Source organism: Paenibacillus sp. Soil787 (assembly GCF_001429545.1).
Classification (GTDB): domain Bacteria; phylum Bacillota; class Bacilli; order Paenibacillales; family NBRC-103111; genus Paenibacillus_E.
On the sequence record NZ_LMSP01000003.1, the window covers coordinates 117,615 to 133,038 of the forward strand.

Below are 15,424 nucleotides of genomic sequence, written 5' to 3' on the forward strand. Positions count from 1 at the left end.
ACGGTAACCGGGCCATAATCCATTGTCCATATAAAAAATCCCTCTTGCGCGGTTAGCAAAGCGTATTTCTACGCTATCCGCTCAAGAGGGATTTTAAGACTACGTTCTTCTAAGACTATCGAATAGATAATAAGTATTGGGCATCCCGGAGCAAGTAATTAGCGGCTTCCGCAGAAATATGCTTTCCGCTTTGCGCCTTCACTTCGTTCACAAAGGCAACCAAATTGTTCTCATCCAGTTTGCTTTGCAAGCTGTTTACGATCCCCGTATTATCAATCCAATGCGAATTTGTAAAGCGTGCTACTAATCCCTTTAAGAAATCGACGCTTGTCGTCGTTTGGAACGATACGATTTTGCTGCCCACGTTCCCTGCCAGATCGCTTGACGTTACGATCAAAGTATGCGAACCGATCGGCAACATATACAGGGGAATGGTTATCCCTTGCTGAACCCCATTGGTATCCAGCGTTACCGTAGTTTTGCTGCTGTCAACCCCAGACAAGCTATCGCTCAGCGTAACGATCGGCGTCACATCCCCAGCATCGCTGAACGTACCGTACACCAATCCGGAAACGGTGATTGTTGGCGCTACCGCATCTAGATTGAAGCCGATGGTTTTTGTCGCTTCTACGTTCCCGGCATTGTCCGTCGATCGGTAGATCACCGTATATTTGCCGTCTTGATTAAACGTTACCGGTGCCGTATAGGTTTGCCAATTGCTGCCGCCGTCCAGACTATATTCCGTCATGGATACGCCGGATACAGTGTCTGCGGCGCCCAGGTTTATCGTTACTGGATGTACGTACCATCCACTCATTCCATCCGGCTGTGACGGTGCTATAATAGCCGTCGTTGCCGGTGCTGTTTTATCGAACTTAACCTCTAGAGACTTCGCCTCTTCCACATTCCCCTTCAAATCTGAGGAACGGTAAAGCAGCTGGTAATGGCCTTCCGTAACCAGTTCAACCGGACCTGTGTAGACGATCCAATTGTTCCCGCCATCCAGACTGTATTCCACCTGTTTTACGACGCCCGAACCACTGCCTGTAGCTGTCAAGGTCAGCGCCGGTGCTGCGGTAAACCAACCGTCGTTTACGCTTTGTCCTTGCAGGTCCGCGACGGTAACAGGCGGAGAAATCTTAAGCTCTAACGCATCGATGGCTTGTTGTAAAGCAGTAACCTCAGCATCAAGCGCAGCATAGGAAGTAATCGTACCAAGCGCCGCTTGAGCTTTCTCGAGCGCTTGCTGCAAGGCAGTAAAGGAGCTTGCCGTGTAGGATCCATCGGCATTGCTAATGGCTTTTGCAGCTGCGATTAAACTTTCCAACTCGCTTTTATTCACTTCGCTGCTGGCTTTTACTTTAAAAACAATGGTCATTGGCTTAGCCTCAGCTTCACCGTCACTCGCTGCAAATGTAACTTGATACGTACCCGCCCGTGGATTGCTCCAGGTAAACTTCCCGTCTTGCAGTCCATACTTGGCTCCAGAAGGCAAAGTCGTGTTCGAGATCATTACCGCAACCGGATCTTTATCCAAGTCAACGGTTTTGACCGGGAAGGAGACCGGAACGCCCTCCGTTACAGGCAAAGGATAATTCGGCAGCGAGAAGTTGTCAAACTGTGCCGACCAATTATTTTTTACCGGGCTTACCCCAGACACCTTGAGTCCCATCATAGCGACACCCGCGTATACCGCCGTATCGTTCTGGATGCCGTTAAAAGATATTGTGCGAAGCGGAGTGGCGTCGCCTTTTCCATTGCCCCACGAGCCGTCAGCGTTCTGAACGTATCCTTTGATTTGATCTCCGGTGCGTACAATCCGCGCCCAATAAGGCGGTGTTTTTCCTTTCAAGTAAGCCGCGTCTCCTGATCCGTCAAAGATCCCTTTGCTGGAGCTGGCGCCTTTCACGCTGCGGAACGGAGCTGCCACTTTATAAGTGCCCCAATCTGCATTAGCAGCGTCCGTCGTAAGGCCAGTCATCAAAAACCGTGGCGCGTCATCATAAACATCCTCCGTAACCGCCACACCTGCATATCGGGCATTGTCCGCACTTAGAATCCGCGAGATCATTTCGCCGCCGTCATATAAAGGGACGTAGTAGAAGAATGGATGCTGTTCATGCACCAGCGAAGCGCCGGAAAGATCCATGTTTAAGGTAATCGTTCCGGTTGCGTTGTCCAGATTCCCTTGCGATGCGATCGTTCCGCTTGCGCTGCTTCCCGACACGGTATACTGGATTTGTTTAAAATCCACGATCGGCAGGAAGAACGGCGACTTGTTCTGATAGGCTACATAAATATAAAGCGATTTGGTGACAGTGAACAACCCATTGCTCGCCGTCAGATCGATTCGATACGTATCGTTCGGAGTTCGGCTCATCTGACTTTTGGCCGGCGTCCATGTAAGTAGGCCGGTGCTGGCATCAAACGATGCGCCGTCCGGAAGATTGCCGATCGAATAGAGCAGATTAAGGCCGGCGGGATCGACAACATTGAATCGGTAAGTTGACCGGTCATTTGTTGTAAAGGTAATCGGTTGATCGGGAACGGTGATCATCGGCTTGCCTAAAACGCTAATTTTGATCGCTTGCGTATCCGCAGCGTTGTCGGTTTGCGCTTTGAAAGTAACCGTGTAAGTCCCGCCGCTATCAGCTGACGGCGTCCAGTTGAATACCCCGTTCTTCGCTAGGCTCATGCCAAGATCTGCCGCGCTCCATGCTGTGCCGTCCTTCACGATGCTATCGATGCTGTAGCTGATATTAGCCGTTCCGGTCGATGCGGCTCCAGTCGATATGCTCGCTACATTTTCCAGGTTTGCTCGGAGCCCGAAGGAAAGCGTGTTGCCGCCAACGACGGATTTGTTGCCGATCGGCTCGAGAATCGGAACATTCGTCGCATCGTTATACACCTTGACGTTGATGCCCAGGCTTCCCATAAAGCTGTTCGTGCCCGCTGCATCCTTCGTCGTAAATACAAGTGAATTGTTGCCGATATGGTCCGCGGTCGGCGAGAATACGACATTGCCCGTAACAGCGTCAAATGTCGCTCCTGCTTGCGCCCCAATCGCTTGAATACTGCTGCCGCCGAATGCGTCCGTCGCGGAAACATGGAAGCGTAAAGTATCCCCTACTGAAACGGTAAGATCAGTTTTGCCTGTCAAGGTTGCAGGTGTCCCCCCGTTTCTCGGCGCAATGGTGATGTCCGGTACCGCGAATATCGGTGACGTATACAAATAGTTGATGCTGTTATAGACGGTTCTATTGCCTAGTACGAGGCCAGCATAAATTTTGCTGCGTGTTTGTGTGGCTCCGTTTGCATCTTTGTAAGTAAGATCTAGAGCCTTGGTCGTACCGATTTGCGTCCAGTTCGTCGGATAGGCCGTTTCCTTTACTTTGGCCTCGCCTAACGATTCATTCGTGCTGGCAGTCGCTAATGAATAATAAGCGGAATAGTTGCCGCCGTTCAATACGATTTTCAACCAGACGTCTCCCGTCGCAATTTTCCCTGTCGTAGTTGTATCGAAGGAGAGACCGGTATCCGACTTGTTTAAGGTGCTCTGTATCCATGTGTCGCCGCTCGAAACCGCATTGATCGCATACTTCGAGTAATTATCCAGCGTGTTGCGAAGCATCAATCCGACTCGTGATCCGACTTTGAGCGAGCTGTTGTAGATGCTGGTCGGAACTTTGGAAATAAAGGTGTAATTCATCTTCGGATCGATTTCTTGATAAGTGAAATGGTATTTATTATATTCATCCGTCGGACCAATCAATATACCGTTGCCAAGCGACGATAACGTGACTTTGTTACCGTTAACGGTCGTCGCGCCGTATTGGAACTCGTTCCAGCCCGCTTCTTTCCATGGAGCAGCAATCGGGATAGCGCCGGATGTGTCTACCGGCGGAACGCCAACGCCGCCGCTGACTGTGACAGGATCGGAAAATTCACCGGTTACCCCGTTGCTATCGAAAGCGACCACTTTATAGTAAATGGTTTTGCTGGTTGAAAGGCCGCTATCCGAATATTTATTACCGGTCATATTTTGACCGATAAGGCTCCATTTCGAATCCGCTCCCGGGTTAGTAGCCGGGTCCGTCTTGCTGGCCGTCTCGTCAAACGTTCGGTAAACGTTGAATTTTACGGCCCCTCGAGGGAGTAACCAGGAAAGGTTGACAGTGCCGTTGGCAGCTGCATAGGACGGATAAACCTTGCCCGGTCCAACGAGTGCGCCTGCAGCCGTCAGCTGAATATCACTGAATTGTGCAGCCTTTGCTGAGGCGACCCCAACGTAAAGTGAATCCGCCGTCGGCACCCATGCTGCTTTCAGCTTTTCCCAAGTCAAACCGTCTGCCGAAATGGAAGGGTATACATATTGTCCATGGCGCTCGATTTTCAGGTAATAACTGCCGTCAGCACTTTTCGCCGAAGCGGCTCCGCGAATCGTCGGCGGCATGTAGCTGTCGTAAACGTTGTAGCCGTCAGCTAGGAAATCGTAAATCGGAATCACATTCGGATATTGTCTGAAGGTGATGTAATAATTCCCGTTATGATCGACCGTGAAGATCAAGCCGCGCGAATCGGTAACAGGCCGCCCATTCGATGCTTCCTTTACCATAATGCCCGTATTACCAAGCGCATTGCCGGAAGAAACTTTAGCCGATAACGCAAAGTCGCCGGTTACCCCGTCTGAGTCTTGCACGAAATTCGTTCGATATGCGAACGCGTAGTCCGGCAACGCCTCCAGGACGCTTTTGCTTGCGTCTTTTTTGTCGTAGGCGATTTGATCGACCATGTTAATGGTTTTGTTCGTGCCGTCTCCGGTCATTGTAATCGAACCGTCCACGCCGGCCGAAACGCCGATTCCTGTATCGACGCCGTCCATATTGGCAGCCGACCAGGTTCCATTAATGGCTCCGGATGCAACCTGAACCTTGGTATAGACGGAATCGTAACCGGTTATGCCCGAGTTGGACACACCGCGTACTTTATAATAGTATGTTTTCCCGTTCTCTACAGCCGGGTCCAAATAATGGTTCGTGTTCTTGTTCACCTCCGCGATTTTGGCGTAGGTTGCGCCGCTGTCGTCCGAACGAAGAACATCGTAATGTCCCGTTGTTCCGGCGGCGTGCAACCAGCTAAGCGCCGCCTTGCCGTTTGAGGCCGTTGCCGTAACGAATCTTGACGAGTCCGGCACATCGTTCACGACCTGCGAATTCAATCGCAGAACGACCGCAGTCCCCGGCCCAACCGCAACCTTGTTTCCGGGTTTTACGGGCAAAGATTGCCGGGATATCACATCATAAACGGTGCCAGGCGTATACGATGAAGGCAGGATCACATCGTAAACCTTCGCATCCTCAAACTGATCCGCCGTATGGTTCAAAGCGATCATGTAGTTCCCGTACTGCACGGAATAAAATTGTGCGAAGGCGGAATAGCCGCTTCCGGTACGGTCCGGATTAATGTTATACTTCAGATCCTTTTCGAATGCCTGCTGCGGAATCGGCACAATAGCGCCGGCAACGGCCAGCCTCGCTCCGTCGATCGGAGGGGTATTTTGGTCGTAAGCCGTATCGAATTGAGCCCAGTCCGGCTTCGTATTCCAATATCCCGACGGTTCATATTGGACGTTCGGGGCCAGGGATAGCATGACATCGTTGTCCGGCGTCACGACATGCATTCTGGCCAGACCGTTTAGTCCCGGATTTGAACGCCGGGTAAAGCTGACGAACATGACATTGTTGCCGTCTCTTGCCGCAACGAGGCCGTTCTCGTTGTCAACAAAGCCATGTTGCTGAATACTGTCGATATAGCTCTGCGAATACGTTCCTTGCAGCTTGCCGGTCCCTCTCTCGCCGGGCAGCAGCCAATCGGCGTTGCTCATCGGCAGCAAGACGCCTTTCCAGTTTACGGGATCGGATGCATACAAATAATCCAGCAGAACACTTTGGTCCCTTACGTTCGTGCTGCTCGCGGACGGATCATTGAGAAAGAAATGATCCAAGAACATCTGCTGTGCGTAGCCTACGGCATTGGTGGCATATTGCTTGTATTTGCTCCATTCCGTACCTCCATATCGGTCAGCATGCGCATTTAAATACCTATCAAATCCGACGTAAATCAGCTGCTTCTCTTCATCCAGGACACTTTGATAAGCAAGGCCGCCCGGATAGTCGGGACCCCTGGACTCGATGACCCCTTCGACTCTCATTGCCCGGGTCTTATTATCGTCCAGACCTTGGTATCTCATGTTAGCGCGGGCATTTGAGATTTCCAAAGCCTTTTTCAGCAACTTATCGTCGTATGTTTCGCGCCATTCCTCTTGAACAAGGTCCGTATGCTCGCCATAATGAGCGGCATACTGGGGTTCTCTCGACAAACCAGCTTCCGAAATATTCAAATAACGGTCACCCCATTGCATGGCCTTCTGGCCGATATAATTCCGGTTGCCGTCATATTGGGTTGCATCGTTGAACGCAGACAAATTATTCACAACAAGGTCTGATCCGGAATTGTTGTTGCTTGTTTCCACTAAGCCGTTCACGATATCATGGCCAAGCCATGGCGTAATGCCGGCGCCTTCATAAAGGAAACGCAGCGAGGAATTATAGTCCTCTGCCACTTTCGAGCCCAAGGATATTAAGCCTAGATTCGATTTGAACATGCCGTACTTTTGAAATTCGTTCTGATTCGTTAAATAGTTCCCTAAGGAACTGTGCGTTCTGGCGTAGCTTAGGTTCATGAAGAAAAGCTCCTGCCAACCGACAAAACGCGTCGACTTTTTCGTATGGGTAAGTACGTTCATATCCGAATTGACGCCTGTTTGTGCGAATTGAGCCGTATAGAAGACGGGGTCCGTATTCGTGAATGTGAAAGCACCGTTCTTTGCCGTTCCGCCTGCGTTTACGTTGCCGATTTTCACAGTTGTCCAATCCACTTCCGTATTGCCCTGGAGCCATTTTTGAAAGCTGGAGGTCATTCCGTTTGCCCTATCCGCATCGGTCAGCCGATATTTCGGTACGTAGCCCGTTGCGTCGCCAGCCAAATACGCGGGGCCGAACAGTCCTTGCCCGCCAACGCTATCCTCAGACAAGAAGAGGTTGTATACGGTCCAAAGTGCTTCGCCGCCGTATTTATAAAACCCGCCCCATTCCGCCTGATGAGGCTTTCTGATGGAAGCCGGATCATTCAAGTAGTAGGTAACATATTGGTCGATCCCTAGACGAACGCGGTCAAGCATCTTGTCTCGTACTTCGTTAGAGGTTTGCGGCGTGAAGCCGTAGCTAGAGTAAGCTCTGTATTCGTCTTTCAAATAATTAGAAAATGTTCGGATCTGCATCGTCTGCAAATCGTTGCCTGAAACATTGGAAAAAAATTTGGTATTATCATTCAAGTAACCGTTTACAAAGCTTTGTGAGGAAGCTATAAAATTGTTGGCAAAAGCAACCGCTTCGGATGATCGGCTATCCAAGTCGCTCCCTGCTCGAGGTGCGATTGAGGCCGTATCCAAGGTACCCTTCTCCAGCAAGCCATCAGGAAGACTGCTTGTTACGGTTGTATAACCCGCGTAGAAAGCTTTCGATTTTTTCCCTGCGAACGTCTGATTGTAGAAAGAGTTGAAACTTCCCATTCCGTACGTATAAAACTCCGCTGTCGTTCTGATGGTAAGATTGAGCTCCGTTTTCTCTTTCGTCAGTTCTAACGGAAGGTTGATCGTGGAGTAGCTGAAACGATCGGGAATAATCGGATGCAGGCCAAAGGCAGGGCTGTTCATCGTTTTGTAAAGCGGCTGCCAGTCACCTTCGTGCTGAATAGCCAGCCTTTCCCCGTTCACATACAGCATGGTGACGCCGTAGCCTAAATCGGACCCCCACGTTTTTAAGGTAAAATAGTTCTGCATGTCGGGATCTACCTTCATGTTAAAGGTCAAATCACCGCCTAAATAGGGATTATCCAGTGATGGCATGGCTACCCTTGCCGATTCGCCTTTAGCGCCGGTTATCTCCGATGTATATGTACCGGTAAATCCATGAGCTTGCTCCGAAGTTCCATCGCCGAATGCAATCGTATCGACGATTGGACTTGATCCCGCCTGGACAGTGCCCGCACTGTCTGCAAATGAAACCGCTGTCAAATTACTGAAAGAAAGTATGAATGTCAAGACTAGTGCCAGGCTCTTCTTCCATTTCAAACGCATAAACCCATTCCTCCTTGTTTAGATGATAATCAATTCATAATTAACTTATTATTGTTGCTGGATACGGTAAAGTCCGCAATTTAATTATCCGGTACCCAATTTGATTACTTCTGATTCCAATCAGAATGGATACTAAAAAGTTATATTGAGTACTCGAGATAATTCGAATCTACCTGTTTTTGGGATGTCCTTGATGTTTAGTTAAATGAAAAAAAGAGACGTCTGCAAATATCCATACGTCTCTTTCAACTGTAATGTTTTTTACCTGGATTTTACATCGCTTTTAAATAAAAAACGTAAATGGAAAAACCCCAGCTAGACTTGCAAAGGGGAACGCGAAGGGTCTGAAAGCAAACCCTGGAAAGAACCCTCCAAAAGCAAAAGGATTTATAAAGGCCCGATTTTCCGGCACCTCCCTGCCTTCCGGAATAGCCAAAATCACGTTATCAGAATCTACGTGGGCAATTACTCCTTCGTAAATTCTTCCATCGGTTGTCTGTATTTTTACGTAACGATGTAAATACTGCATGCACACATGATATGGATATTGATGAATCATAGGATGGCCTCCATGTCTTGATGTTCTTAAAGTCAACATTAGTCTATGGAGATTTGCCTAGAACGAACACGGCTAACGCCTAGTCGAGAAATTAGAGAAGAACTGTCGAAAGGGCATCCCTTACGACAGTTCTCTCGTTGTTACTTCTTCGAAGTCAGGAATGCGTCGATTTGTTTTTGCATCTCAGTTTGAATTTTCTTCACGGCGGAAGCCGCTTCAGATTTATACTTATCCCAGTAAGATTGGGGATCTGTAATACCGATATAGATTGGATCCATATATTTATCACGAATCGTATTCAGTTGAGCGACTTCATTGGAAACAGGTGCCGGATCAAACGTAAATCCGGCTAATTTGCTCGGTGTGAAGTTGTCGCCATTCGCTGTAAACTTGTTCAGCGCAATTGTATCTGCTCCAAGTCCTTGATCGTAACGATCTTGCGTCGGATTCCAGATCCACGCATAAGGGAACCAGGCGTAATCGTTATTCAGCTTTTTATATTGATCTTCGCCCACGGGCTCCCAATTCTTCCCTTTAATTCCGTAAGCAAGCAGGTCGTAGTTGTCCTTTTGCTGCGTCCAGTTCAAGAATTGGATGGCGCGTTCTTTGTTTTTGCTGACATGCGTCAAAGCAAGGAAGTTCCAGGCCTGGAAGTCGGAGATGTTCGCACCCTTTTCCTCTTTGAAGAACGTTACCGCTTCTACATCTCCGTTCACGCTTTTCTTCACTGCAGCGGCATCGTCTGCGACCACACCGAAGTCATTGGCATTTAAAATAGCTGCTTTACCGGCTTTGAATTCCGCTTTGTAATCCTTGACGGACAGCACATCTTGATACATCAGCTTATCCTGATAGAGCTTTCTTGCATCTGTAATCCAGCTCCAGACGGTCGGATCCATTTGATCGAACATGTTGTATACCTTGCCGTCATTGTTTTTCAAGAAAAGAACGCCGTTGGTTCCGATTTGCGTATCGCTGATGTGGGTATCGTAGTCGAATACTTTTCGGAAGTTCCCCCAATCCATTGCTCCTTTGTTCGTGATAATAGGGGCAATATTTGGTTCTTTCTCCTTAATCACTTTTGCAAAAGCAATCATATCATCGTACGTCTTGATCGGAGCGACGCCGTACTTCTCTCTCAAATCTTTACGGATGTAAAATACACGGCCTTGATAATAAGAATTGCTAAGCGGTATGGCCATAATTTTGCCGTTGTACTTATTGGCGTTCCACATTTGGTCCGATCTTGTTTTCAAGATGTCCGATCCGTATTGCTTGAGCAGATCATCCAATGGCTCGTAGTAATTCGCGGCAATCATTTGATTCAGGTGAACCCACGGCGCGTCGAAGACCAGATCCACATCCTCGCCTGATGCCAACGTCACCTGCGTTTTCTGTCCAATATCGGAGAAAGGAATGAACACGACATTTAATTTCACGTTCATTGTATCCGCCATCCGCTTCTCCGCTTCTGCAATCACGGCATCAAAGTCTTTCGGACGATCGCCTGGAATCATAATTTTGAGGGTTACCGGATCATTTTTCTTCGCAGCCGGAGTTTGCTGGGCGCCTGTCGATTGGGGCGAACTTGTCAGTGACTGAGCCGCTTTATCTCCAGTGCCGCAGCCAGCCAAAAGCGACATTACCGTAACCGCTGTAATTCCCATACTGTACCATTTTTTCATGTTATTATTTCCTCCCTCTTTTTGGTCATCCATAACTATATGCTCATCCGGCATTCGAATCCGGGGGAACAACTTTAGCCTTTAATAGCTCCAACTGTCAGGCCGCTGACAAAATATTTTTGTACAAAAGGGTACACAAGTACGATCGGTCCAATCGTCAAACAGACTGTCGCCAATTGCACGATATTGGTAGGAGCTGACACATTGTAGGATGTACTGCTTCCCGATACGTAAGAAGATACATTTAAGTTGGAGATCAGTTGACGGATCATCATTTGCAGCGGGTGCAGTTTGTAATTGTCGATGAAGAGTAATGACAACCACCAATCATTCCAATATTGCAGTGCGTAAAACAGCGTAATCGTAGCAATTGCCGGCGCAGTGACGGGTAAGATAATTTTGAAAAATATCCGAATTTCTCTTGCTCCATCAATCGTTGCGGATTCATTCATTTCATACGGTAATGTCCGGTAAAATGAAACAAGTATAAACGCATAAAACGGATTTAACAAATAGGGTAGTATGAGTGCCCAAACCGAATCCTTCAAATGCAGCCAATTCGCGATCAGCATATAGAATCCGACCAGACCGGCACCAAAGACCATCGTAAAGTACGTAAGGAATGAAAGGACATTGCGGTATTTGACTTTACGGTTCGCAAGCACATAAGCAAACATCGCGGTGACCATAACGGAAAGCGCGGTTCCTAGGGCAGTGACCAAAATCGAGATTCGGTAGCTGCGGAAAATTTGGTCTCCTTCTAATATGAATCGATATGCGTCTAAGGTAAGCGTGCTTGGCCACAACTGATATCCATGTGCCAGAAAGCTGGACTCCGAGGCAAAGGAATCAATGAATACCAACCAAAATGGAACCAGACAAAACAAAGTGAATAGTAAAATAATGACGTTCATGCTGAGTCCGAACATTTTTTCGTTAAGTGATCGGGTTTTCAGTAAAGTCTTCAAACGGGTCTACCTCCTAAAATAAACGGCTACACCGGCCTTTGGGACGAGTGCGTTTATCCAAAAATATAGCCCAAGTAAATTGTGAAACATATACTTTCTACTATTTCAAGGATAAACGACTTCGTCGTCCTTAAAGGACGATCGCGTTTGTCAAAACAAACTTGAATCTTTGTCAATTTTTCGAACCAACCCGTTAAATAGCAGAATACAAATCAGTCCCATGACAGATTGATAAAAGACGACTGCGGCAGACATGCTAAAGTTACCCAGTTGGCGGAGTGCGCGGAACGAATACGTATCAATAACATCCGTCGTCGGGAAGAGTACACCGTTGTCTCCGATAATACCGTAAATCATGCCGAAATCACCATAAAAAATTCTCCCTACCCCAAGCAGGGCAAGCATAATAATAACAGGCTGGAGCAGCGGGATTGTGATATAGATGATTTGCTGCTGTCGTGAAGCTCCATCGATTTCAGCAGCTTCATAATAATCGGATGAGATCCCGGTAATGGAAGCTAGGAAAATGACCGAATAGTAACCAGCGAATTTCCATACATAGATGATCGTTAAGATCGCCGGCCATACTTCGGACTTTTGGAACCATGGAATTTGCATAAGCCCTATGGATTCCAGGAACTTGTTAAGCAAGCCGTTATCCGTATTCAAAATAGCAAACACCATTAGACTGACAACCAGCCATGAGATAAAATACGGCAGAAAAATAATCGATTGTGCCAGTTTCTTGAACAGCTTGGTCCGAATCTCATTGAGAAGGATTGCGAGTCCAGCTGATATAATCAGACTGAATACGATGAACAATCCATTTAAAAAGAGTGTGTTGAATGTTACCAGAATCCAATCATGACCTTGAAAGAAGAATTTAAAATTATCAAATCCAACCCAAGGGCTTCCCCAAATTCCATTTGTTAATTGATACTTCTTAAAAGCAAGCAGATGACCTGACATCGGGATATAAGCGAAGATAATAAGAAATAAAAGTCCGGGTAAAGCCAATAAATAGAGATCTGCATTTTTCCTGATTTCTCGAAAGAAACCCATGTTTCATTTTCACCTCAAATCTTTCTGACTGTGTATTTACTTTGGTAGATGCGCTCATCATAAATCGATTTACTAGGGCCGGTAAAGTCAAAGTATTGACGATTCGGTCCTTCAAACGGCTATAATCCGCCAAAAAGCCGTAATGAATACTCTTTGGCAGAATAAGTACTTCCATGAGACAACTACCTTTTCTATAATAGAAAATAGATCATAGAGGGGGTTCACTTATGAAAATTTTGACTCAAAAAAAATTACCTCTGCTGTTCCCTATGTTCAGCCTTCTATTTATGATTTTGTTTGCGTTTACACTCTTCATGTCCTATGAATACTCCAAACAAGCTACTGCTGACGTCAATACGTTTACTTTGGCTAAAATGCGCCATTCCTACCAAAATACGATGTTCACATTTGATAATATCCGCTCTTTCGGAGTCAGCACCTATCAGGACCCTGCCATTAATTATTGGCTTATTACAGACCAACGCGATCCTATTGGTGATGCAGATGCTTTCAAAGCCGCCAGCCGTTTTGCTTCTTTACAGCCCTTCATCCATTCGATTTATTTAATCAATACGAAAACACGTAAAATTATTGATACTTCGAGAAGCCTGCAAGATTTTAGCGAGTTTCAAGACCAAGGTATTATCCGCAAAATTTTGGAAGAACATCCTTCGTACATCTCTTACTTCAACCATAATGTCGGGGCTGAGTCTTTCATGGCCATGATGATCCCGAGTACACAATCGACAACGATAAATGCCGGATACTTGGTCGTCCTTCTGGATAAAGCGGAACTGCAAAAGTTTTTACTGCAAAACGAAGACACAATCGGTCTGCAAATCAACATCACGAACAATCAAAAGCAACTGATCCTAGGAGAAAGCTTTTCTGATAATGAACTAAACGACCGTTATTATGCTGTGCCAAAAATTCCTTTCGAGACAATCGAATATGCATGGGGGAAGGAAAAAAAGAAAATTTCGTCAGCCGAACTGCCTAATGTGCAGTGGGTCATGCATTTTATCGTAGACGAAGCTTATTTGACACAAAATATTAGGCAATTTAAACAAAAAATGACGCTATGGTGTGTGATTCTCATGATCGCCATGTTCCTGCTCTTTATTTGGAGTTCACGCCGGGCCTTGAGTCCGTTCCGCAAAATTTCCAAGGAGCTTCAAAGTAAGTTAGGCACAAAAACGATGCAGGAAGCAAATGGAGTTGCCGATATCATTCGAAACGGATTTACGTATTTGATGGATTCACTTCAGAACATGAATCACTCGCTAAAGGATTATCGCAATATTGCAAAAGAAGAGTTATTGCGGCAATGGTTGTTACAGGGAACGATTCAGGAGTCGAAAGATAACAGTGAGGTTTCTCTCCTGCTCTCATCCGACTACTTACACTTAGCGATCATACGTATCGAAACTTATAAATATTTCGTAGATACGTATAATTACAATTCACGCAAGCTGCTTAAATATGCCATGGGGAATATTGCTCGGGAAATATTTCATGAAGCTGGTTACATTTCTGACAGTGTCGATATGGGGAGTGATCACATCGTTCTGCTGATTGGAGCAGGCCCCTATACAGACGCAACTTCCGATGTCTTCGCCTTGCTTGAAGATGTCGGAACGCAAATTGATAAATGGCTGAAGCTCCGCACCTCCATCGCCTCAAGTGCCAAGGTGCCCACTCAGGATAATTTGCGCCAGCTCAATAATGATGTGTACGAATTAACACTTCTCAAGTTTTTTAACGGCGAAACCAAGGTTTACAGCGATAAGGATTTGGAAGATAGCTTTCAAAGTGAACAAGTGTATCCCGATCAAAGCGTGTTGAACGAGCTCATTCAAGCCATTAAACAAAGTGATAAGAAGCGCTCAACTGAGCTTTTGGATCGCCTGCTGGGTCAACTAAAGGGCGTTTCCTATACGGAATGCTTATTCCAATTACAAATGATCGTCTATCAAATCTATAAATCATTCAACAAAGTAACGACGATGAAAGAGTCGGTTTTAGAGGAATTCCGCTCCGACCGTTTCTCCTCCTTAGTCGATGCACGTTCGTGGATTGAAGAGGAAATAAACCGTATTATGGAAAGCCTTAGCCATAATCAGGTTGGGGGGCGTAAGGGCGAGCTTGTTCAAGAAATTCTGGATTACGTGCATGACCATCTGCAGGATCCGATGCTTTCAGTGGATACAATTGCCGATCATCTTGGCTTCTCTTCCAGCTATTTAAGGCATCTTTTCAAAGAGTCAACACAGGCGACACTAACCGATTTTATTTTGATGCAGCGCATTGAACAAGTGAAATATTGGCTTACTGAGACCGACGAAACGATTACGATCATCGCATCCAAAACAGGTTTCCAAACAAAAAGCCACTTCTTCAGCGCCTTCAAGAAAGCAACTGGTTTCACGCCAAGTCAATACAGAAACCATGCAGGTGATTTTGATTCAATTTGTTGATGAATTCAATGAAAAAGACCGTCAAGGAAGATCAATCCTCTTGACGGTCCTATGACGAACCCCTTTATAACACTGACCAGCTTCGACCTGCAAAAAGTACATCTTATTTTAAAGGATTTGCCGTTTCAAGGTGCTTACCTGTAAAACCTGCATCTCATTTGCTCGAAAAGCGCCAACAGTGAGTAATGTGTTCGATTTAGATGTATCATTTGCAAGTCATCCTCAATAATTCTACTTTTTGTATGTTTTATCATGTATGAAATGCAGGTTGTTCATCCGCAAGGTAGTTACCTTACGGACAACTGTGGCTTCTTCTTTTTGTTTTTTCCTTTTTGGCTTCCCGGCGGCGTGTTAAAATATTTTGCAAACATTGTTTGTTTTTATTAAAATCTAAAGGCTAAAAAATAGCCGCTTGCTCCGGAAATGTGGCGACCGATCTGACGACCTTGCGCACAATTTTTGTGCGCTCGCACCCG

Annotated in this window: 6 protein-coding genes; 1 reads left to right on the forward strand and 5 read right to left on the reverse strand. The window is 46.4% G+C overall.

The features are described from left to right. Positions 1 to 115 precede the first annotated feature (115 nt). The 5 genes from ASG93_RS06670 to ASG93_RS06690 all read right to left on the reverse strand — a co-directional run bounded on the left by ASG93_RS06670 (position 116) and on the right by ASG93_RS06690 (position 12,471). Positions 116 to 8,197 carry an OmpL47-type beta-barrel domain-containing protein gene (locus tag ASG93_RS06670; RefSeq protein WP_056830114.1) on the reverse strand — a complete coding sequence of 2,694 codons (8,082 nt, stop codon included), beginning with the start codon at positions 8,195 to 8,197 and terminating at the stop codon, positions 116 to 118. A 283-nt stretch (positions 8,198 to 8,480) separates the two neighbouring features. Then, positions 8,481 to 8,756, reverse strand: a complete 276-nt coding sequence (locus ASG93_RS06675) for a hypothetical protein (protein ID WP_056830117.1) — start codon at positions 8,754 to 8,756, stop codon at positions 8,481 to 8,483. Positions 8,757 to 8,896: 140 nt separating this feature from the next. After that, on the reverse strand, positions 8,897 to 10,441 hold the full coding sequence (locus tag ASG93_RS06680; protein WP_056830119.1) for an extracellular solute-binding protein: 1,545 nt from the start codon (positions 10,439 to 10,441) through the stop codon (positions 8,897 to 8,899). Between the two features lie 74 nt (positions 10,442 to 10,515). Then, positions 10,516 to 11,409: a carbohydrate ABC transporter permease gene (locus tag ASG93_RS06685; RefSeq protein WP_235550760.1), complete on the reverse strand. Its 894-nt coding sequence runs from the start codon at positions 11,407 to 11,409 to the stop codon at positions 10,516 to 10,518. Between the two features lie 150 nt (positions 11,410 to 11,559). Beyond that, positions 11,560 to 12,471 (reverse strand): ABC transporter permease, encoded by a 912-nt coding sequence (locus ASG93_RS06690; RefSeq protein WP_056830121.1) that lies wholly within the window; start codon positions 12,469 to 12,471, stop codon positions 11,560 to 11,562. A gap of 227 nt (positions 12,472 to 12,698) precedes the next feature. Here ASG93_RS06690 and ASG93_RS06695 point away from each other — a divergent pair, with 227 nt between their 5' ends. Continuing rightward, a complete protein-coding gene (locus tag ASG93_RS06695; protein WP_056830123.1) occupies positions 12,699 to 14,948 on the forward strand; it encodes a helix-turn-helix domain-containing protein in 2,250 nt (749 codons plus the stop codon). Positions 14,949 to 15,424: the final 476 nt, after the last annotated feature.